We start from the raw sequence: 20,699 nt of genomic DNA, 5'->3' as shown, positions 1-20,699 counted from the left end.
GTCAAGCACTTGTCCCGGAGGGGATCGGCTCCCGAGCCGAGCTAGGATCTGGTCCCAGCGGGCAACGGGCAGCAGGTGCTCTCAACAGGCAAGGGGATGGGGAGAGATGAGCGGGGAGATCGAGACCGCCTGAAGCTTTCGCCCGGGCCGGCTCACCACAACCAGGGAACCCATGACCATTTCATCGTCGATCGACCGGCGCTCGGACGTACCGTTCTACTCGCAGCTGAAGCGACTGCTGCGGGAGGACATCGCGGCACGAGGCCTGGAACCCGGTGACCGCCTGCCCGGGGACCACGAACTCTGCGACAGGTATCAGGTGTCCCGCACCGTGGTGCGCCAGGCGCTCCTGGAGCTCGAACACGAGGGCGTGGTCCGCAGGGAAAAGGGCCGCGGCACATTCGTCGGCGACCCTCGGACGTCGCAGGGGTTCGGCGGCGCACTCATCGGCACGTTCGAGGACATCCAGAGCAACGCGGGTGAGCAGCACTCCCGTACGCTGTTCTGCGGCATCGTCGCCGCCACACCGCAGGTCGCGCGCGATCTCGCCGTCGCCGAAGGGGCGGATGTCGTCGAGATACAGCGCGTCCGCGAGGTGGACGGCGTTCCATGGGCCTTCACCCGCACCTTCCTCCCCGTCGACGTCGGGCAGCCGCTGCTCGACATCGAGCTGGAGGACGTCTCGCTCTTCGGCGTCCTGGAACGGCGGTTCGGAATCCGGTTCGAGCGCGCCCGGCGGTCGGTGGAGGCGGACGTGGCGAACGAGACGGTCGCGTCGGCCCTCGACTGCGCGCCGGGAGCGGCGGTCCTGGTGATGCGGAGCGTCTCCTTCGACCAGGCCGGCCGGCCGATAGAACGGTTCACCGGATTTCACCGCGGCGACCGCAGCCGCCTGAACGTCGAGGTGTTCCACTCGGCGGATCGCTGAGCCGGAGGCCGGGCGGACCGTGCCGTCGTCCGCCGCTCGGCCGTCGTCCGCCGCTCACGCCGAGAACAGAAGCGACGGGCCTCGATCCGGTGAGGGCGAGGCCGGAGGCGCGCGTTGACATTCCTGTCGATCGCGCGGAGACTCCCTCACATGTACGAGGTCCCGTTGCTCACCCGCGAGCGCTGTGTCGACCTCGTCCGCGTGTCCAGCGCACGGTGTTGACCCTCCGGTCCACCTCGCGCCACGCCACCTCCCCCTCCGACGTCCGGGGCCGGCACGGCCGTGGAGCGGTGACCGGTTCGCGTCGCTGACCGGCGCGCGCCGCGTACACCCCGGCCGACGAGGCCGCCACCGCCCCGCCCCTCCTCCGGCGTCCCGAGTCCCTCACCGGGCCGTGCCCGCAGCTCCGCGGTGCCGGCCGAGCAGAGATCGGAATCTTCATGAGCCCGGAATTCCTCTGGTACATCCCCAACACCGTCGAACCGGGCCACCGCGGTGACGACAGGGCGACCGGCTGGGGATCCGTCGAGTACTCCACCGACCTGGCCAGGACGGCGGAGGCGCACGGGTGGGGCGGCGCGCTCCTGGGCACCGGGTGGGGGCGGCCGGACACCTTCACCCTGGCCACCGCGCTGGCCGCCAGGACCGAGACCTTCAAACCCCTGATCGCGGTCCGCCCCGGATACTGGCAGCCGGCCCACTTCGCCGCCGCGGCGGCCACACTCGACCAGCTCAGCCGCGGCCGGGTGCTGGTCAACATCGTCAGCGGGCTCGACCAGCCCGCCGCCTACGGCGACCCGCACAGTGACCCCGCTGGGCGGTACGCCCGCACCCGGGAGTTCCTGCATCTCGTACGGCGCCTGTGGACCGAGGAGGACGTGACGTTCGACGGTGAGTACTTCCGGGTCGGCCGGTCCACGGTCGCGCCACGCCCGTACGCGACCGGCACGCGGGCCCATCCCACGCTCTACTTCGGTGGCGCCTCCGAGGCCGCCGAACGGGTGTCCGCGGCGGAGGCGGACGTCCAGCTCTTCTGGGGCGAACCGCTCGACGGCGTCGCCGAACGCATCGCCCGGCTGAAGGCGTTGAGCGAGGAGGTGGGCCGCAGGCACCGGCCTCTCCAGTTCGGTCTGCGGATCACCACGGTGGTGCGCGACACCACGGAGGAGGCCTGGCGGGCCGCCGAGGAGAAGGTCGCGCGGACGGCCCGGAGCGCGGGGGAGACCGCCTGGACGGAGAACGGCAGGACCGCCGCAGGACAGCAGAGGCTTCTCGACCTCGCGGCACGGGGCGAGGTCCTCGACACCTGCCTGTACACCACCCCCGGCACCGTCGGCGGCAAAGGAGCGGCGACCACCTGGCTGGTCGGCTCCGCCGCCGACGTGGCCACGGCGCTGGACAACTACCGCGTGCTGGGCGTCACCCACTTCGTCCTCTCCGACACCCCGTACCAGCAGGAGACCGCCCGGGTCGGAGACCAACTGCTGCCCAGGCTGCGCTGACCGTCATGGACGGCACGACGGCCGGCGCGGCGCCGCGCCCTCCCTCACGCCGCGTCGGGCACCGCCCCGGTCCTGTCCCGGAAGGCGGGGTGATCGGCGAGGCGGCGTACGTACGCCCCGAGCCGGGGGTACGAGCTGAGCGTGCCGGCCGGGCCGAGGTGGACGAGCGCCACCCACAGGTCCACGTCCGCGGCCGTCAGGGTGTCGCCCAGCGCGTGGGTGCCCGAGGCGAGCCGGCGGTCCAGCAGGTCGAGTGCCGCCGACCGCTCCGAAGGCCGTCCGGCCGGGGTGACGTCCCGGTCCAGCAGGTCGCGCAGCGCGTCGATCTCCGGGGCGAGACCGGGCGGGTTGAGGGCGCGGTGACGGGCTCCGTCGCGGCCCGGGAGCAGGCCCCCGAGGTCGCGGAGGATGGCCGGGGTCTCGTTGCTGACGATGCGTCCGCTCCAGCGGTCGCGCAGCGCGGGCACGGTCAGCGGCCCGTCGTAGTGGTGCACCGTGGCCTCGTACGCGCCGCGCAGCGAGGCGAAGGCCTCGGGCGTCCCGGCGGGACGGGTCAGGAGCGTGGTGGCGACCGACTCGCCGAGGCCGAGCAGGTCGAGGGTGATCGAGACACGCAGCGAGCGGGGACACCCCGCGCAGAGGTAGAGGTCGTAGCGGTGTGGTGCCGGGTAGAAGCCGCCGGCCAGGCCGACGCCGATCCTGCTGTGGAAACGGTGCGGTCGGGGGGAGGCCGCGGCCACCCTGGGGCGAAGTGCGGACGCGGACGGAGCCGGGGGACGACCGCCGGCCATGGCCGTACCGGGGCTGCGCAAAGTTGTCTCGGGCATGACTCTCCCTTGGGGAACGAGGAAGCCACCGCCGCCTTGTGGGCACCGGCGGCCGAATGCGGAGCGACTGCGCTTCTCGCACCGGTCCGGATCGCACGGACCGACGGCGGATCAGTAAGCGCTGGAGACACGCAACAGGTCGATGTGCAGGCGCCTCGTCAAGCCGTTCCTCGGCATTGCCACCCGTCTCACCTCCGGGGCCCGCGAGACGCGGGACCACGCTTGCCCCGCCGCGTCGGCGGGACCCGGTCGTCACCCGGAGCACCCCGTCGCGGTGGAAGGGTTGCCTGTCGGCGGGCCGGGGCCGATGACCACATGAGCGGGCGGAACCCGCGCCGTGGGCGCTGACAATCGTGACCGTCCACATCAGTCTCGGTGCCCTCCGTGACGGCGTCAAGGAAGCCGGGTACGCGATCTCACCTGATGGGCAGCCGCGTTGACATTCTTTTCGGGGCGTGCCTACCGTGCGGCGCACAACGGGAGCCCCCAGGGCCGGAGAAGTGATGGTGACAGCGATGTACGGAGCCGACAGGACGGCCGCACGCCGGCACCCGCTCCGCGCGGACCGCTCCGACGGCCTGCCGCGCGTCAACAGCGCGCCGTGTCCGGCCCCTTGTCCCGCCCTCTGCCACTGTCCCGCCCTCTGCCACGACTGACGGTTCTCCCCGTCCCCGACGACCACCGCTGTCGCGGCCCGGGACGGACAGGAAGCCGGACAGCGGAATGAAAGCCACAGCCGCGTTGTTGCGCCTGCTGACCAGCGAGCGGCGCACCGAGGAGTGAGCGGCGCGCCCCAGGACAGCCGCGAGCGTGAAGCCGGCCGGGCCTCCGGGGCCGCCGGGCCGGAAAGGTGGAGGTGAGGCACATGCGTCCCGTGTCCCGTCACCGCGCCGTGGATCCCGCCCCGCCCCGCCGTCTGCACCTGTACTCCCGGACGCACATCGACCTGCTCCGCGTGGCCGGCGCGCTCTGTCGCCCCTGACCTGTTGCCCTCGCAGCCGCACCCCTCGTACGGGGACCGGCTCCCCGTACGGCTGATCAGGAAGGCGTCTCCCGATGTCCCCGTCACCCTCCCCGCTGCACCTCGCCGTCGCCCTCGACGGCGCCGGCTGGCACCCGGCCGCCTGGCGCGAGCCGGTCTCCCGCCCCCGCGAACTGCTCGACCCCGCCTACTGGACCGACCTCGTCACCGAGGCCGAGCACGGCCTGCTCGACTTCGTGACCATCGAGGACGCCCTCGGCCTCCAGTCCTCGTCCCTCACCGAACCCGACGGCCGCACCGACCAGGTACGCGGCCGCCTGGACGCCGTCCTCATCGCCGCGCGGGTCGCCCCGCTGACCCGCCACATCGGTGTGGTGCCGACGGTCGTGGCCACCCACACCGAGCCGTTCCACATCTCCAAGGCGATCGCCACCCTCGACTACGTGAGCACCGGCCGCGCCGGCCTGCGCGTACAGATCTCGGCACGCCCGAACGAGGCCGCGCACTTCGGACGCCGTACGGTCCCGCCGCTCCGCGGCGAGGAGTACGCCACGCCCGCCGGGCACGAAGCGCTGACCGACGCCTTCGACGAGGCCGCCGACCACGTCGAGGTCGTGCGCCGGCTCTGGGACAGCTGGGAGGACGACGCGGAGATCCGGGACGCCGCCACCGGCCGCTTCATCGACCGCGACAAACTCCACTACATCGACTTCGAGGGCAGGTACTTCGCCGTCAAGGGCCCCTCGATCACCCCCCGCCCGCCCCAGGGCCAGCCCATCGTCAGCGCCCTCGCCCACGCCACCATCCCCTACCGGCTGGTGGCCCGGGCCGCCGACATCGGCTACGTCACCCCGCACGACGCCGCTCAGGCCCGCGCCGTCGTCGACGAGATCCGCGCCGAGCAGACGGCGGCGGGCCGCGCCGACGAACCCCTCCACGTCTTCGGCGACCTGCTGGTCTTCCTCGACGACGACCCCGCCGAGGCCGTGGCCCGCCGGGAGCGCCTGGACGCCCTCGCGGGACAGCCGTACACCGGCGACGCCCCGGTCTTCACCGGAACCCCCGCCGGGCTCGCCGATCTGCTCCAGGAACTGCAGTCGTCGGGACTGTCCGGCTTCCGGCTGCGCCCCGCCGTCGCCGGGCACGACCTCCCGGCGATCACCCGGGGCCTGGTCCCCGAACTCCAGCGCCGGGGCGCCTTCCGCCGCGCGTACGAGGCCGGCACCCTGCGCGGGCTGCTCGGGCTCGCCCGCCCCGCCAACCGCTACGCCGCCGCCCCGGCCGTCTGAGCCCGAAGGAGCCTCCTACCGTGAGCCAACCGCTCAAGCAGATCCACCTCGCGGCCCACTTCCCCGGCGTCAACAACACCACCGTGTGGAGCGCCCCCGAGGCCGGCAGCCATATCGAGTTCAGCTCCTTCGCGCACTTCGCGCGGACCGCCGAACGCGCCAAGTTCGACTTCCTGTTCCTCGCCGAGGGGCTGCGACTGCGTGAACAGGGCGGAAAAATATATGACTTGGACGTCGTCGGCCGACCCGACACCTTCACCGTCCTCGCCGCGCTGGCCGCCGTCACCGAACACCTCGGCCTGACCGGCACCATCAACTCCACCTTCAACGAGCCCTACGAGGTGGCCCGCCAGTTCGCCAGCCTCGACCACCTCTCGGGCGGCCGGGCCGCCTGGAACGTGGTCACCTCCTGGGACGCGTTCACCGGAGAGAACTTCCGGCGCGGCGGCTTCCTCCCGCAGGAGGAGCGCTACGCGCGCGCCAAGGAGTTCCTGGCCACCGCGAACGAACTCTTCGACTCCTGGCACGGGGACGAGATCGTCGCCGACCGGGGGACCGGCACCTTCCTGCGGGACGCGCGCGCCGGAGCCTTCGTGCACCAGGGCCGGCACTTCGACATCCAGGGGCAGTTCAACGTCCCGCGCAGCCCGCAGGGCCGCCCGGTCATCTTCCAGGCCGGGGACTCCGACGAGGGGCGCGAGTTCGCCGCGTCGAGCGCCGACGCCATCTTCAGCCGGTACGCCGCCCTCGCGGAAGGCCAGGCGTTCTACGCCGACGTCAAGGGCCGCCTGCCCCGGTACGGCCGGAGCCGCGACCAGCTGCTGATCCTGCCCGCCGCGAGCTTCGTACTCGGCGACACCGACGCGGAGGCGGAGGAACAGGCCCGTGAGGTACGCCGCCTGCAGGTGAGCGGCGCCACGGCCCTCAAGCACCTGGAGTTCGTGTGGAACCGGGACCTGTCCGCGTACGACCCGGACGGCCCGCTCCCCGACATCGACCCCGACCTCGGCGAGCACACCGTCGCCCGCGGCCGCGCCCAGGTACGGATGTACCGCGACCCGCTGGCCACGGCCCGCGACTGGCGCGAGCGCGCCGCCGCCAACAAGTGGTCGATCCGTGATCTCGTCATCGAGACCGGCAACCGGCAGAACTTCGTCGGCTCCCCGGCCACCGTCGCCCGGACCATCAACGACTTCGTGCAGGCCGACGCCGCCGACGGCTTCATCCTCGTCCCGCACATCACCCCGGGCGGCCTCGATTCCTTCGCCGACCGGGTCGTCCCGCTGCTCCAGGAACGCGGCGTGTACCGCACGGAGTACGAGGGCACCACGCTCCGCGACCACCTGGGCCTGGCACACCCCGACGACGAGCGGGGTGAGCGTGCGGCGTCATGACGTCCCTCGCCGGACGGGTTCCGCGAGGATCGGACCCCACCCCCGGCCCGGGGCGCCGGCCAACGGACTCCGCTCCGTCCCTCCACCCCCAGGGAGCAGCTGCTGATGCGTATCGACGAGTCCGCGTACGACCGACGCCGCCTGCGCCAGTGGCTGGCCGGCGAGGCCAGAGCCGACGGGGTGTCCCGGCGCGACCTGCTGCGGCTCGCCGCGGCGGCGGGAGTGCTGACGACTCTGGCGGGCCGGCCCGCCCGCGCGGCCGCCGACACCCCCGCACCCGCCCCCGGGATCGTCAAACCGGTGCCGCCGGAGCTGTTCACCATCCGGGGCACCAACGCCGAGACCAACTGGAGCGCGCTGCGCGGTACGGGATTCCACACGCCCGTGGACCGGTTCTTCGTCCGCAACCACACCTCGACGCCCCGCCTGGACCGGGACAGCTGGCGGCTCAAGGTGTGGGGCGGCGGACTGCGCGGCGCGCCCGGCCCCGACCGGGCGGTCGAGTTCGGCCACGACGACCTGCGGCGGCTGCCGTCCGTGACGCTCGACGCGTTCGTGGAGTGCGCGGGCAACGGGCGGAGCCACTTCACCACCCAGCAGGGCGACACCGTCACCGGCACCGCCTGGACCCTCGGCGCCGTCGGCACCGCCCGCTGGCGGGGCGTCCGGCTCTCCCGCGTGCTGCGGCTGGCCGGGCTGACCCGGCACGCGGTGGATCTCCAGCCCCGGGGCCTGGACGACGCGTACGTGACCGGCGGGACCAGCCTCGGCCGGGTCCGCCGGCCGCTGCCCGTCGCCAAGGCGCTGGACGACGTGATCCTCGCGTACGAGATGAACGGCGAGCCGCTGCCCCCCGACCACGGCCACCCGGTCCGCGTCCTCGTGCCCTCCTGGGTGGGCATCTCCCACATCAAGTGGGTCGGCGACATCGAGGTCTCCGACCGGCCGCTCTACTCGCCCTGGAACACCGACTTCTACCGGCTCTTCGGACCCGGCCATCCGCCCGGAGGCAGCGCCCCGCTCACCCGGCAGACCCTCAAGAGCGCCTTCGAGACCGACGCGGGCGCCGCCTTCGGCGCGGGGGCACGCCACCGGCTGACCGGCCGCTCCTGGTCGGGCGCCGGCGGCATCCGCCACGTCGACGTCAGCACCGACGCGGGCGCCACCTGGCGGCGCGCCGACCTCCACGACCGTCCCCGGGCCGGCGTCTGGTCCCGCTGGTCCCTGGACTGGCACCCGGCCACGTCCGGCCCCACCGCCCTGCTCGCCCGGGCCACCGACACCGCGGGCCGCACCCAGCCCGACACCACCGCCCCCAACACCCAGGGCTACCTCTTCGACGCGGTGGTCCGCCACCCCGTCACGGTGCTCCCTCCGGCGGACCGCCACGGCACACCGCCGGGTTCCGGACGACCGGCTGCCGCCGCCGGACCTCCGCCCCAGGTCATCGGGGGCGCGTCCGGGTGAGGACGGCGCGCAGCTCGGGCACCGGGACCTTCGGCCGCCGGTCCGCCGTGAACAGGCCGTTCACCTCCTGTTCCGTGTCGGTGAACTGGGTGTAGCAGTAGCCGGCGAGGCCCGAGTCGACGGCGGCGCCCACCAGGGCGGCCAGCCGGTCGGTGAACTCGCGCTCCGTGGCCACGGTGTCGTAGCCGAACCACTCCGCGCCCTCGGCGGGTTCGAAGGTCGCCCCGCCGAACTCGCTCAGCACGACCGGCTGGCCCTGGTGGTGCACGCCGTCGAGGAGGAGACGCCTGGCGCCCGGCCACGGCTCGGTGAACTCGCCGCGTCGCAGCGAGGCGTGGCCGTACCGCTCGCGCAGCACCCGCGCGTGCTGGGTGTAGTCGTGCACGCCCCAGATGTCGGCGGCGGAGATCTCCCAGCCGTCGTTGGAGACGGCGGGGCGCGCCGGGTCGAGGGCCTTGGTCAGGTGGTACAGGCCGTCCATGAAGTGGCGCTGCTCCGGGACGAGCGCCGGGTTCGGGACGGACCAGGACTCGTTGACCGGCACCCAGGCGACGATCGAGGGATGGCTGAGGTCGCGGGAGATGGCCTCGGTCCATTCGCCGACGACCCGCTCGACGGTCGGTGTTCCGAAGGTGTACGCGGACGGCATCTCCTCCCACAGCATCAGCCCGAGCCGGTCGGCCCAGTACAGGAACCGGGGATCCTCGATCTTCTGGTGGACGCGCAGCCCGTTCAGCCCGATCTCCTTGGCCAGTTCGGCGTCGCGGCGCAGCTCATCGCCCGACGCGGCGAGGTGCGACGCCGGCCAGTAGCCCTGCTGGAGCGCGAAACGCAGGAAGTACGGCTTGTGGTTGAGGAGGAAGACGCCCTCGCCCCAGCCGATGTCGCGCAGGCCGAGGTAGGAGGAGACGCGGTCGACGGGGGTGTCGTCCGCCGTCTCGCTCAGCACGACCGTGGCGTCGACCAGGTTCGGGTGCTCCGGGCTCCAGAGCAGACCGTCGAGGTCCTGCCCGTGGCGCAGGGCGGGCACCGAGACGTCGAACGCCGCCTCCTCGCCGTCGACCAGGACGCTCTGCTCGGCGAGCAGGCGCCCGCCCAGCGCCAGGCGCACCGTCGCCCGCAGGGGGCGCAGCGGCCACCGGGCCAGACGCATGCGGCACCGCACGCGGGCGTGCGCGACGTCGGGGGTCCAGTGCAGGACCGTCAGACGGTCCTCCGGGACCTCCTCCAGCCAGACCGGCTGCCAGATCCCCGAGGTGCGGTGGTACCAGATGACATGCGGGTCGCGCCGCCAGTCCTGCTTGCCCCGGGGCTGCGCGGCGTCCAGCGGCTGGTCCTCGGCCCGGACCACGACCACCTGCTCCCCGTCGCGGTCGACGGCCTCGGTGAGATCGCAGGTGAACCCGGTGTGTCCGCCCTCGTGGCGGCCCACCTGACGGCCGTTCAGCCAGACCTCGGCCCGGTGGTCGACCGCCCCGAAGTGCAGCAGGAGCCGCCGGCCCGCGGCGGGCCGGGGCACGTCGATGGTGCGCCGGTACCAGAGCACCGGGTGGAAGCCGGTGTCCTGGACGCCCGAGGCCTGGGACTCGGGCGGGTAGGGCACGGTGATGGTGCGGGTGAAGGGCTCGGTGACGGCCGGGTCCATCCAGCGCTCCGACCGGCCGGTGCCGGCGTCGTCGTGGGCGAACTGCCAGGGACCGCTCAGGTCACGCCAGTCCGGGTCGCGGACGAGCTGCGGCCTCGGGTGTCCGGCCGCGTCCAGGTGGGTGTGGGGCATGGGAACTCCGGTGGTGTAGCGGGGAAGAAGGGACGCTCAGCCGTGCGGGGAGCGCAGTTCCACGACGGTCGCGGCGAACGCCAGCGGTCCGGGCAGCAGCGGGACCAGCAGCGGAATGGACCACGCGAGGAGCGCCGTCAGCAGTACGGCCCCGGCCAGCAGCAGGCTGCCGCGCGGGTCGGCGACCGAGCGGACGAGCCCCTCACGGACCGGGAGCCGGTGCGGGGCGTCCAGCGCCGTGGCGCGCAGCCCCACGACCGCGGCCCCCAGCGCGAGCAGGGCGAGCGCGGGCGCCACGACCCCCGCCCCGGGCAGCGCGCTGCGCGCCACCGCGGCGTCGGCCAGCAGGACCACGACCAGCAGCGGCAGCGCCAGCCCGGCGGACAGACTGCCGGCCGACAGGCGGGCCCGCAACGCGCCGGCGTACGCGCCGAAGGTGACCGGGGCTCCGTCGCCCACGGCCCGCCGGAGGCTCGCCGACGCCGCGGCGAACGCCGCCGGAGCGGTGACGACCGGCAGACAGGCGACGCAGGTCAGCAGGCCCACCAGCAGCATGTCGGCGAAGAGGGAGAAGCCGGAGCCGAAGATCTCGCCGGGCTCCTTGCGCTCGCGGCGGACCGGGACAGGTGTGCGGGTCACGGCGGCTCAGCCCTTCAGCCCGGAGGTGGCCATGCCCTGCACCAAATAGCGCTGGAAGACGAAGAAGAACAGCACGATCGGCAGCACGGAGATCACCGACATGGCGAACATGGGCCCGTACGCGGAGACGCTGGACTGGTCGACGAAGCTGCGCAGCGCCAGGGTGATGGTGAAGTTCTCCGGGGCGAAGAGATAGATCATCTGTGTGAAGAAGTCGTTCCACGTCCAGATGAAGGTGAAGATGGCCGTGGTGATCAGGGCGGGTCGGCTCAGCGGCAGCGTGATCGACCAGTAGGTGCGGAAGGGCCCGCAGCCGTCGATGCGGGCGGACTCGTCCAGCTCACGCGGCAGCCCGCGCATGAACTGCACGATGAGAAAGACGAAGAACGCCTCCGTGGCCAGGAACTTCGGCAGGATCAGCGGCCAGTACGTGTCCACCAGACCGAGCTGGTTGAACATGATGTACTGCGGGATCAGCACGACATGGTGCGGCAGCATCAGCGTCGCCACCATGAAGGCGAACAACCCGGTGCGCATGCGGAACCGCAGCCGGGCGAAGGCGTAGGCGGCCAGCGAGCAGGACAGTACGTTGCCGAGGACGGCGCCCCCGGCGATCAGCAGGGTGTTGCCGAGCAGCCGGCCGACGGAGATGCCGGAGACGCCTTCGAGGGCGGTGGTGTAGTTCGACCACTCCAGACGGCCGGGCCACAGGTCGAGGCTGGTCACCACCTCGTCCGCCGGCTTCAGCGAGGTGGCCAGCAGCCAGGCCAGCGGGTACAGCAGCAGGAGCAGGCAGACCGCCGCGACCGAGTGCGGCAGCCACCGCTTCGTGGCGATGCCCGCAGTGCGAGCCGGGTTCACCGAACTCACCGTCCCTCCTCGTCCGCGTAGAAGACCCAGGACCGGGAGGTCCGGAACAGGATCAGGGTGATCACACCGATGGCGATCAGCAGCAGCCAGGCCATCGCCGCCGCGTACCCCATGTGCGAGGCGGTGAAGCCGCGTTCGTACAGGTACAGCGTGTAGAACATCGTGGAGTCGGCGGGGCCGCCGTTGCCGCCGCTGATGGCGAAGGCCGGGGTGAAGACCTGGAAGGAGTTGATGATCTCCAGCACCAGGTTGAAGAAGACCACGGGGGAGAGCATCGGCACCGTCACCGAGACGAACTGCCGCCGGCGGCCCGCGCCGTCGAGCGCCGCCGCCTCGTAGAGATCGGACGGGATCTGCTGCAGCCCCGCCAGGAAGATCACCATCGGCGCACCGAACTGCCAGACCGTCAGCAGCACCACCGCGTACACCGCGAGATCGGGATCGCCGACCCAGCCGCCGGTGTCGATGCCGACCCGACCCAGGACCTCGGCGACCGTGCCGCCGTCGTTGAAGAGGGCCTTCCACACCAGGGCGATCGACATGCTCGCGCCGAGCAGGGACGGCGCGTAGAAGGCGGAGCGGTAGAAACCGCGGCCCGAGCCGAGACTCCTCAGCAGCATCGCCACGCCCAGCGCGAGCCCCAGCTTCAGCGGGACGGCCACCACGACGAACAGCATGGTGGTGCCGACCGACCGCCAGTAGCGGGGATCCTCGGTGAGCATCTCCGTGTAGTTGCGCAGCCCCACCCACTGCGGCGGATCGAAGAGGTTGTAGTCCGTGAACGACAGGTACAGGGACGCGACCATCGGCACCAGCGTCAGCACGCCCGCGCCGATCAGCCACGGCGACAGGAACACGTACGCCGGCCACCGCTTCTCGCGGACCCCGCGCCGCCGCCCGGCCGGCCGGGGCCCTTCCGTCTTCCGCCCGGCGGGCGCGGGTGCCCTGGTCGACACCGTGCTCATGGCCTCAGCTCCCGGTCGGCCTCGGCGAGGAGTTCACGCGCCGCCTGCCGGGGGGTGGCCAGGTCGTACAGCACGCGCTGGTAGATGCGGGTGAAGGCGGTCTGGATCGGGACGTCGCCGCGCGGGGGCGCCGTCGGCGGGGCGGCCAGGCCGTACTCCTCCATCGTCCGCGCGTACTGGTAGATCTCCTTCTCCGGTCCCGTCAGGGTCGAGGCGACCCGGTCGGCGATCACGCGGTTGGGCGGGGTGGAACGGGTGAAGCCGAGGATGTCGCCCGCCCGTACGTCGTTGAGGAGGAAGTCGACCAGCCTGGCCGCCTCCTCGGGGTGCGCGGTGCCTGATCCGATGCCCAGGAGCATCGTGGCCTTGAAGTACGAGCCGGCGCGGCCGCCGGTCGTGGGGACCGGCGCGAAGCGGATGTCCCCGCCGAGGAGGCCGACGTACCCGGGGAACGGCGCGTCCCAGGTGAAGTCCGCCGCCGCCAGACCCCGGCCCATGGGGCTGGTCTCGATGCTGTGGGCCTGGACGGTGTCCTTGGACCCGGCGACCGTGCCCGCCCTGCGGAGGTCGTCGCAGAAGGTCCAGAACTCGGCGAGGTCGTCCTCGGTGAAGCCGAGTTCGGTCTGGCTCGTGTAGAGCCGTCCGCCGCGGCTGCGCAGCCACGTCTCGAAGATGTCCTCGTTGGGGCCGTTGTCGTTGGCGCCGGTGAAGGGGCGCCCGTCGGGTGCCTTGAGTCCCAGTGCGGTGATCCGCCGGTTGGCGTCCGCCCACTCCTGCCAGGTCCAGCTCGGCCGGGGGGTGCGGATTCCGGCCTTGCGGTAGAGGGCGGCGTCGTAGGCGTATCCGGTGATGCCCCGGCCCATGGGCAGCGCGAACTGGCGCTCCTCGTAGGTTCCCGTGCGCAGGAACCCCCGGTCCATCTCCGCGGTGCGGATCGCGCCGCCGCTCAGGATCTCGTCCAGGCGCAGCAGCGCGCCGCCGCCCGCGTACTGGGAGATCTGCCGGTAGTCGAGCTGGGCCACGTCGGGGATGCCGCCGCCGGCCGCCTGCGTCGCCAGCTTCTGCATGTACGCGCCGAAATCCCCGTTCGAGGTGCGGACGGTGATGCCGGGGTTCTCCTGCTCGAAGAGCCGTACGGCCTTCTCGGTGCGGGCGGCGCGGTCGTCGTTGCCCCACCACGAGAACGTGAGGGTGACCCCTCGCGACGAGCCGCCGGCGGCGGAGCACGCGGAGAGCGTGGAGGCCAGGGCGGCACCGGCACCGGCGGCCGCCACGGTCAGTACCGCGCGGCGGCCCGGGCGCCGCAGGCGGCCGTGAGAGGGGCCGGGCACGGGCGGGTCGGGCACGGGCGGGTCGGGCAACGGGGCTTCGCGCACAGGGGGTTCGGGCATGAGGGGGCGACCTTCCGGGAGAGCGGGCGGTTGAGGAGAGGGGAGGGGACCGAGGGGATGCCGGGGTGGGGTGGCGGCGCCCCCGTGGCCTGCCGGGACACACCGACCGCCGCCCTCGTACACGGGGTCGGACGGCGTCGACGAAGCTTCGCAAGCGCTTTCTGTTCCAACGTTGTACCGGCCGTGCAAGTTCGGGGTCAACCCCTCGTCGGCATGCGATCCGGAGCGTCGGATACGCTGAGATCCGCCCCGGAAACACGGGAATCCGCGAGAAAAACGGAGAAGGGGGCCGTCGGTGGCAGCAGCGACGCTCAAGGACGTGGCGGCTCGCGCGGGAGTGTCGATCAAAACGGTGTCCAACGTTGTACGCGGCGCCCCGCGGGTCTCCGAGGCCACCCGGGAGCGGGTGCTGCGCGCCGTGGGCGAGCTCGGCTACCGGCCGAACCCGTCGGCGCGGCGGCTGCGCACCGGCCGCAGCGGGCTGATCGGTCTCTCCGTGCCCGACCTGGCGATCCCGTACTTCGCGGAGCTCGCCCAGCAGGTCCGGGCGGAGGCCGCGGGGCTGGGGCTGACCGTCCTCATCGAGGAGACGCTGGGCGACGCGGCGGAGGAGCTGCGCCTGGCGACCGGTGTCGGCGCGGCGCTGCTGGACGGTGTGATCCTCTCGCCCCTGCACGTTCCGCTCGACGACCTCGCCTCCGCCGCCGACACGTTCCCCCTGGTCCTGCTCGGTGAACGGAGCTACGGACGCGACCAGGTCACCGCCGACCACGTCCTGATCGACAACGTCGCCGCGGCCCGCGAGGTCACCGCGCATCTGGCCGGGCTGGGCCGCACCCGGATCGCCGCCGTCGGGGTGAAGACACAGTCGGCCGCGACCAGCAGACAGCGCCTGGAGGGCTTCCAGCGCGCGCTCCACGAGGCCGGCCTGACCTTCGACCCGCGACTGGCGCCGCCGGTGAGGGAGTTCGACCGCCGGAGCGGCCTGCTGGCCATGCGCGCGCTGCTCGCTCTCCCGGCGGACGCCCGCCCGGACGCGGTCTTCTGCTTCAGCGACCTGCTGGCGGTGGGGGCGGTGCGCGCGTTGCACGAGGCGGGGGTGGGCATTCCCTCGCAGGTCGCCGTGGCGAGCATCGACGGCTCCGAGGAGGCGCTCTACAGCACGCCGTCGCTCACCTCCGTCATACCGGACAAGGCGGCGATCGCCGCGCTGGCGGTGAAGTCGCTGGCCGCGCGGATCGGCTCGGCGGAGCCGCTGCCCTTCGAGGTCCACCTGGCTCCGCACCGACTCGTGGTGCGGGAGTCCACGGACGGGGTACGGCGGCCGCTGGAGGTATGACACCGCCTGGTCCGGGAGGCCGTACCGGCTCCCGGACCAGGCGGTGTCGTCGTCGGCCTGCTGTGACGGCGGCCCCCGGAGCCGGTCAGCTCTTCAGCGGACCGCCGTTGATCGCGACCCGGCGGCCGTAACGGGTGTGCGGGTAGTAGTCGTACGTCGCGTGGTGCTGGACGCAGCGGTTGTCCCAGAACACCAGGGTGCCCGGCGTCCAGCGGACCCGGCAGGTGAGCATCGGGCGCTGGGGCACGAGGGCGAAGAGCATGCCGAGCAGCGCCTGGCTCTCGTCGGCGGAGAGCTGCGGGATACGCGAGGTGTAGGCCTGGTTGACGTAGAGGATGGGGCGGTCGGTCTCGGGGTGCCGCACCACCAGCGGGTGCTCGTTCACCGGGATCTCGTAGTCGGGGGGCACGGTGTAGCCGCGGAAGCTCTGCGCACCGTCGTGGACGGCGGTCAGACCGTCCAGCAGGCCGCGCATGGTGGGGGAGAGCATCTCGTAGGCCAGGTGCATGTTGGCGAACAGTGTGTCGCCTCCGCTGCCGCCCTCCGGGGTCTCGGTGATGTACAGCATCGAGCCCAGGGACGGTTCGAGGTCGGCCGTTCCGTCGGCGTGCCAGGCATTGCCCGCGACGTTCGCGGCGGCCGGGCTGGTCCTGATCTCCAGCACGTGGGGATCGCCCTCGGGCGGCGGCGGATTGACCGGCCGCAGCTCACCGAACCGGCCGGCGAAGCGCTTGTGTTCGTCGACGGTGATCTCCTGGTCGCGGAAGACCAGCACGTGGTGGTCGAGGAACGCGGTTCTGATCTCGGCCAGTTCGTCCTCGGTGAGCCGGGAGAGGTCCACACCGCTGACCTCGGCGCCGATGACCGGGGTCAAGGAGGCCACGGAGATGTGCTCGTAGGGCCTCGGCGGCCTGGTGGTGACGGCTTCGAGAGCGGTGAGTTCGTAGGGCTCCATCGCGTTCTCCTCGGTGGTGGGGGCCTGCCGGTCGGGGGTGCGGATGCGGGACGGCCGGACGGGCGGTCGTCCCGGTCTGTGCGACGGCCGTGCCGCCGGTCCCCGCCACGGGCGCGGGGCACGGCGGGGGGAGGGGGGGAAGAGGGGCCGAGCCCCTCGGAGGTTCAGAGGGCCTACGACGCGGGGGTCACCGGGTGTCCCGGGCGTGGCCGTCGAGCCGGTCGAGTTCGCCGGTGACGAGCTCGGCGATACGGGGGACCCGCTCACCTTCCAGCACGTCCCAGTGGCCGCCCGCCACCCGCTCGACCCGGAAGCCACCCAGGGCCCGGTCCTCCCAGAAGCGGCGTAACTCCTTCTCGGACGCGGCCCTTTCCGCGGCGTCCCGCCCTTCCGCGTCCGCCTGGACGAGCAGCAGCGGGGCGGTCGTCGGCGGTGGCGTGTAGGCGCGGGCCGCGGCGCGGTTGCGGTTGTAGGTACGGAAGTACCGGTCGATCTGGGCGTCGTCGATGCCGGGGTACATGCCGTTGAAGCGGACGAGTTTCTCCCGGAACTCGGCCGCGTCCACCGGCGCGAACGCGGCCCGCTTCGCCTCGTCGTCCGTGCCGTGGGTGTCGAGCAGGACCACGGCGGTCCGGTGGTGACCGGCGCGTACGAGCCGGCGCCCCATCTCGTGCGCGACCAGACCACCGTAGGAGAGCCCGCACAGGACGAGGGCCTCGTCCGGCACCGGCCGTACGAGCGTCAGGTAATGCTCCGCCATGGCCTCCACGGACCGCAGCGGTTCCTCGCCGGGGTCGATCCCCGGAGCCTGGATGCCCAGGACGCCGATCCCGTCCGGCAGCGCCGTGGCCAGCTCCAGGTAGCAGAAGGCGGTTCCGCCGGCCGGATGGACGCACACCACCCGCCGGCCGCCGCCGGCCCGGAACTCGATCAGGGAATCGTCGCCCCGCGCCGGTGCTCCCCGGCGGAGGTGCGCCGCCAGCCGTTCGATCGTGGGATGTTCGAGTACGTCACGGATCGGCAGGTCCCGGCCGAACCGCTCACGGATCAGGTGCGCGACCTTGATGGCGGAGAGGGAGGTGCCGCCGACCGCGAAGAAGTCGTCGGTGACGCCGATGCCCGGACGCAGCAGCACCTGCCGCCAGATCCGGTACAGCGACATCTCGACCCCGTCGCGCGGCGCCCGTACGTTGACCTGGGAGGGCGGCGCCGTACGGGCCCGTTCCAGCACGGTCCGGCGGTCCAGCTTGCCGCTGCGGTTGAGCGGCAGCCGGGGGAACTCGGCGAACAGCGACGGGATCATGTAGTCCGGCAGCCGCTCCGCGAGGGCGGCGCGCCATTCGTGCGGCGGCAGCGGCGGCCCGTCGGACCGGCCCACCCCGGCCACCAGCACACTCTCGCCGGCCTCGGTACGGTCGGCGAGCACCGCAGCCTCTGTCACCCCGGGCAACTCCCGCAGCGCCGCGGCCACTTCTCCGGGCTCGATCCGGAAGCCCCGGAGCTTGACCTGGTCGTCGGCGCGTCCGACGAACTCGAAGTTGCCGTCGGGCAGCAGCCGCGCCAGGTCACCGGTCCGGTAGATCCGTTCGCCCGGGACGAGGGGGTCCGGCAGGAAACGCTCGTCGGTCAGGTCGGGCCGGTTGAGGTAGCCGGCGGCCACACCGGCCCCGCCGATGTACACCTCGCCGGTGACCCCGCGCGGAACCGGCAGGCGCCGCTGATCGAGCAGCTGTATACGGGTGTTGTCCACGGGCCGGCCGATCGGGCACCGGCGCTCCCGCGCGAGCGGCTCGTTGTACGTGATGCTGTACACAGTCGTCTCGGTCGGACCGTAGACGTAGCAGATCCGCAGCCCCGGCAGAACCTGCCGCATCCGGTGCAGCGCCGTCTCCGGGAGGGGCTCCGCCCCGGTCGCCACCTGGCGCAGCGCCAGACCCCGCAGCCGGTCCTCCGGGTTCTCGTCGATCCAGCCGATGTATGACGCAGGCAGCCAGGCATGCACGATCCTGTGCGCGCGCATCCAGTCCATGAGCTGTTCCGGGTCGCCCCGCAGGTCCTCGGGCACCAGGTGGAGGACCGCGCCCGTGGTGACCGGGAGGAACAGCTCGTGCACGGAGGCGTCGAAGCCGATGCTGGCCCACACCGAGGACGCCTCCCCGGGGATCGCGTCGTAGTGGTGCAGCCAGTTGTCCAGCAGGTTGACCACACTGCCGTGCCGGACCGCCACCCCCTTGGGGCGTCCCGTCGATCCGGAGGTGTAGATCACGTAGGCGAGATGGGACGGCAGGACCGCCGTACCGGGCGAGTCGTCGCGCGCCCCCTCCTCCTCGACCCGCCGCAGCGGCAGCCAGGAGGAGGACGGGCCGGCGCTGCCGCTCAGGACCAGAGCGGGCGCCGCCTCCTCGACGATCACCGCCAGCCGGCCGCCCGGTTGCCCGGGATCCAGCGGAAGGTAGGCCGCGCCCGCCTTGAGGATGCCCCATATGCCCACAAGCAGTTCCACCGTGCGGCCGCAGTGCAGCCCGACCACGTCCCCGGTGCGGACGCCCCGGGCGAGGAGGGCGTGGGCGAGCCGGTTGGCACGCCGGTCGAGGGTGGCGTAGTCCAGCCGCGTTTCCCCGTCGGACACGGCGGGAGCGGTCGGCCGCTCCCGGACCTGCTGCTCGAAGCGCTCGACCAGACCGGTGGTCGGCGGGCCGGTGGTCCGCCCCCGGCCCAGCGCCAGCACCTCCTCGTGTTCCCGCTCGTCGAGCAGGCGGAAGTCCGCGACGCACCGCCCGGGGTCGGCCGCCAACTGCTCCAGTACGCGCGTCAGGTAGCGGGCGTGCCGCCGGACCGTCTCGTCGTCGAACAGGTCGCGCGCGTAGTCCAGATGGCCGGCGACGCCCCCGTCCTCCTCGTGGAGCGACAGGGTGTAGTCGAACTTCGCGGGCCCGAAGGGGATGGCCAGCGGTTCGACCCGGGTACCGGCGAGACGCAGCAGACCCTTCTGGGAGGTGCCCCACGCGAGCATGGTCTGGAAGAGCGGCCCGTGCGCGAGGCTGCGCGGCGGGTTCACCGCCTCCACGATCTGCTCGAAGGGCAGGTCCTGGTGGTCGAGCGCACCCCGGAGCGAGGCCCGGACACGGCTCAGCGCCTCGGAGCCGGTCGGCTCCCCGGACAGATCCAGCCGGTGGGGGAGTGAGTTGACGAAGAAACCGATCAGCTCGGACGCCTCCCGGCCGCGCCGGCCCGCCACGGGGAAGCCCACGACGGTGTCGCTCTCCCCGGAGAGCCGGGACAGCACGATGTGCCAGCCGGTGAGAACAGCCGTGAACAGGGTGCACTTCTCCCGGCGGGCCACCGCGCGCAGGGCGGTCGTCAGCCGGGGGCCGAGGCGTACCGGGACGCGGCCGCCCTCGTCACTCCGCCGCGCGGGGCGGGGCCTGTCCGCGGGGAGATCGAGCGAGGCCGGTGCGCCGTCCAGATACGTCCGCCAGAACTCGGCCTGCGCGGCGGCCCCGGGCCCGCCCAGCCACTCGCGCTGCCTGTGGCACAGGGTGGTGAACCGTGTCTTCGGCGGCGGCAGCGGATCGGTCCCGCCCTGCGTGAGTGCCCCGTAGTGAGCGCTCAGCTCGCGCAGCAGGATCTCCATGGACCTGCCGTCGAAGACCGCGTGGTGCAGGGTCAGCAGCAGCGCGTGCCGGGATTCCCCCAAGATGATCAGCCGCCCTCGGGCCAGCGGACCACGCGCCAGGTCGAACGGGGTGTCGCACTCCTCGCGTTGCCGGTCGGTGACCCGCGCCTCCGGATCCGGGACGCCGCCGAGGTCCTCCACGGTCAGCGGGAAACCCGTCGCCGCGGGGCCCACCTCCTGGCGGGCGTCACCGTTCACGGCCACGAACCGGGTGCGCAGGGTCTCGTGCCGGGTGACAACGATGTCCAGAGCATGCGCGAGAAGGGTCCTGTCCAACGGCCCCTCGACGGAGAACGCCAGCGTCTCGTTGTACGCGGTGCCGGTGCCGGTGCCGTCCGTCTGGGCCAGGGTCCACAGGCGCTGCTGCCCGGGGGAGAGCGGAGGAAGGAGTGTGTGATCGCGGGTGTCGGACGGGAGGAGGCGGGGGCGGGATGCGCGCGTTGCCGACAAGGGCGGCCCTTCTGCCGAACTGTGAACGGTGGTTGGGGGAGAGGCAACCGAGGTGCGGGTGGCGTGGATCAGTTCGTGAGGCTGGCGGGAGTCATCATTGGACTCCGGTTCTGATCATGTCAATGGACGAATTTCGCGTTCCATGACTGTCGCGCATGTGCAAGAGGAAAATTGATCGAAGTCGACGGATGCGCACCCGGATCGATTCACGGTGGTTTGCCGGGCCCGGCCCTCGGCCCGGGGCGGTG

16 protein-coding genes and 1 riboswitch are annotated in these 20,699 nt (G+C 72.6%); of the genes, 7 read left to right on the top strand and 9 right to left on the bottom strand.

The window, feature by feature from the left end; translation table 11 throughout:
* Positions 1–172: 172 nt before the first annotated feature.
* Together ACFXKG_RS33735 and ACFXKG_RS33730 are read left to right on the top strand one after the other, a co-directional pair.
* On the top strand, positions 173–928 hold the full coding sequence (locus ACFXKG_RS33735) for a GntR family transcriptional regulator (RefSeq protein WP_384847072.1): 756 nt from the start codon (positions 173–175) through the stop codon (positions 926–928).
* A 440-nt stretch (positions 929–1,368) separates the two neighbouring features.
* The gene (locus ACFXKG_RS33730) at positions 1,369–2,430 is read left to right on the top strand and encodes an LLM class flavin-dependent oxidoreductase (protein ID WP_384847070.1); all 1,062 of its coding nucleotides are present in this window, start codon (positions 1,369–1,371) and stop codon (positions 2,428–2,430) included.
* A 44-nt stretch (positions 2,431–2,474) separates the two neighbouring features.
* Here ACFXKG_RS33730 and ACFXKG_RS33725 read toward each other — a convergent pair whose 3' ends face one another.
* Positions 2,475–3,257, bottom strand: coding sequence for a glutathione S-transferase C-terminal domain-containing protein (locus ACFXKG_RS33725; protein ID WP_384847068.1), 783 nt, complete (start codon positions 3,255–3,257; stop codon positions 2,475–2,477).
* A gap of 111 nt (positions 3,258–3,368) precedes the next feature.
* Positions 3,369–3,434, bottom strand: a complete 66-nt coding sequence (locus ACFXKG_RS33720; protein ID WP_351121255.1) for a putative leader peptide — start codon at positions 3,432–3,434, stop codon at positions 3,369–3,371.
* Positions 3,435–3,470: 36 nt separating this feature from the next.
* A riboswitch (SAM riboswitch) is annotated at positions 3,471–3,578 on the bottom strand.
* A 544-nt stretch (positions 3,579–4,122) separates the two neighbouring features.
* Here ACFXKG_RS33720 and ACFXKG_RS33715 point away from each other — a divergent pair.
* The 4 genes from ACFXKG_RS33715 to ACFXKG_RS33700 all read left to right on the top strand — a co-directional run bounded on the left by ACFXKG_RS33715 (position 4,123) and on the right by ACFXKG_RS33700 (position 8,389).
* Entirely contained in the window at positions 4,123–4,239 is a 117-nt protein-coding gene (locus tag ACFXKG_RS33715; RefSeq protein ID WP_382894796.1) for a putative leader peptide, read from the top strand.
* A gap of 74 nt (positions 4,240–4,313) precedes the next feature.
* Positions 4,314–5,528, top strand: a complete 1,215-nt coding sequence (locus ACFXKG_RS33710; RefSeq protein WP_384847066.1) for an LLM class flavin-dependent oxidoreductase — start codon at positions 4,314–4,316, stop codon at positions 5,526–5,528.
* A 20-nt stretch (positions 5,529–5,548) separates the two neighbouring features.
* A complete protein-coding gene (locus ACFXKG_RS33705) occupies positions 5,549–6,922 on the top strand; it encodes an NtaA/DmoA family FMN-dependent monooxygenase (RefSeq protein WP_384847064.1) in 1,374 nt (457 codons plus the stop codon).
* Positions 6,923–7,027: 105 nt separating this feature from the next.
* Complete coding sequence (locus ACFXKG_RS33700) at positions 7,028–8,389, top strand: sulfite oxidase (protein WP_384847062.1); 1,362 nt, start codon at positions 7,028–7,030, stop codon at positions 8,387–8,389.
* Here ACFXKG_RS33700 and ACFXKG_RS33695 read toward each other — a convergent pair.
* Genes ACFXKG_RS33695 through ACFXKG_RS33675 form a run of 5 tightly spaced genes read right to left on the bottom strand, consistent with a single transcriptional unit; the run spans position 8,367 to position 14,031 of the window.
* Positions 8,367–10,166: a sugar-binding domain-containing protein gene (locus tag ACFXKG_RS33695; RefSeq protein ID WP_384847060.1), complete on the bottom strand. Its 1,800-nt coding sequence runs from the start codon at positions 10,164–10,166 to the stop codon at positions 8,367–8,369. The genes ACFXKG_RS33700 and ACFXKG_RS33695 overlap by 23 nt on opposite strands.
* Positions 10,167–10,202: 36 nt before the next feature.
* A complete protein-coding gene (locus tag ACFXKG_RS33690) occupies positions 10,203–10,805 on the bottom strand; it encodes a hypothetical protein (protein WP_384847058.1) in 603 nt (200 codons plus the stop codon).
* A 6-nt stretch (positions 10,806–10,811) separates the two neighbouring features.
* Positions 10,812–11,642: a carbohydrate ABC transporter permease gene (locus ACFXKG_RS33685; RefSeq protein ID WP_384847136.1), complete on the bottom strand. Its 831-nt coding sequence runs from the start codon at positions 11,640–11,642 to the stop codon at positions 10,812–10,814.
* Positions 11,643–11,671: 29 nt separating this feature from the next.
* On the bottom strand, positions 11,672–12,640 hold the full coding sequence (locus ACFXKG_RS33680; RefSeq protein ID WP_384847056.1) for a carbohydrate ABC transporter permease: 969 nt from the start codon (positions 12,638–12,640) through the stop codon (positions 11,672–11,674).
* Positions 12,637–14,031: an ABC transporter substrate-binding protein gene (locus ACFXKG_RS33675; RefSeq protein ID WP_384847054.1), complete on the bottom strand. Its 1,395-nt coding sequence runs from the start codon at positions 14,029–14,031 to the stop codon at positions 12,637–12,639. Before ACFXKG_RS33675 ends, ACFXKG_RS33680 begins: the two co-directional genes overlap by 4 nt.
* Positions 14,032–14,326: 295 nt before the next feature.
* Here ACFXKG_RS33675 and ACFXKG_RS33670 point away from each other — a divergent pair, with 295 nt between their 5' ends.
* Positions 14,327–15,370 carry a LacI family DNA-binding transcriptional regulator gene (locus tag ACFXKG_RS33670; protein ID WP_384847052.1) on the top strand — a complete coding sequence of 348 codons (1,044 nt, stop codon included), beginning with the start codon at positions 14,327–14,329 and terminating at the stop codon, positions 15,368–15,370.
* Between the two features lie 85 nt (positions 15,371–15,455).
* On the opposite strand, the gene ACFXKG_RS33665 is transcribed toward ACFXKG_RS33670, so the two are convergent.
* Positions 15,456–16,325, bottom strand: coding sequence for a TauD/TfdA dioxygenase family protein (locus ACFXKG_RS33665; protein ID WP_384847050.1), 870 nt, complete (start codon positions 16,323–16,325; stop codon positions 15,456–15,458).
* A 187-nt stretch (positions 16,326–16,512) separates the two neighbouring features.
* On the bottom strand, positions 16,513–20,451 hold the full coding sequence (locus ACFXKG_RS33660) for an amino acid adenylation domain-containing protein (RefSeq protein ID WP_384847048.1): 3,939 nt from the start codon (positions 20,449–20,451) through the stop codon (positions 16,513–16,515).
* Between the last annotated feature and the right edge of the window lie 248 nt (positions 20,452–20,699).

The sequence above is a fragment of the Streptomyces sp. NPDC059255 genome (genome assembly GCF_042752355.1).
In the GTDB taxonomy this organism is placed as follows: domain Bacteria; phylum Actinomycetota; class Actinomycetes; order Streptomycetales; family Streptomycetaceae; genus Streptomyces.
Note: the sequence above shows the minus strand (reverse complement) of the source record. Positions and strands in the feature narration are given on the sequence as shown.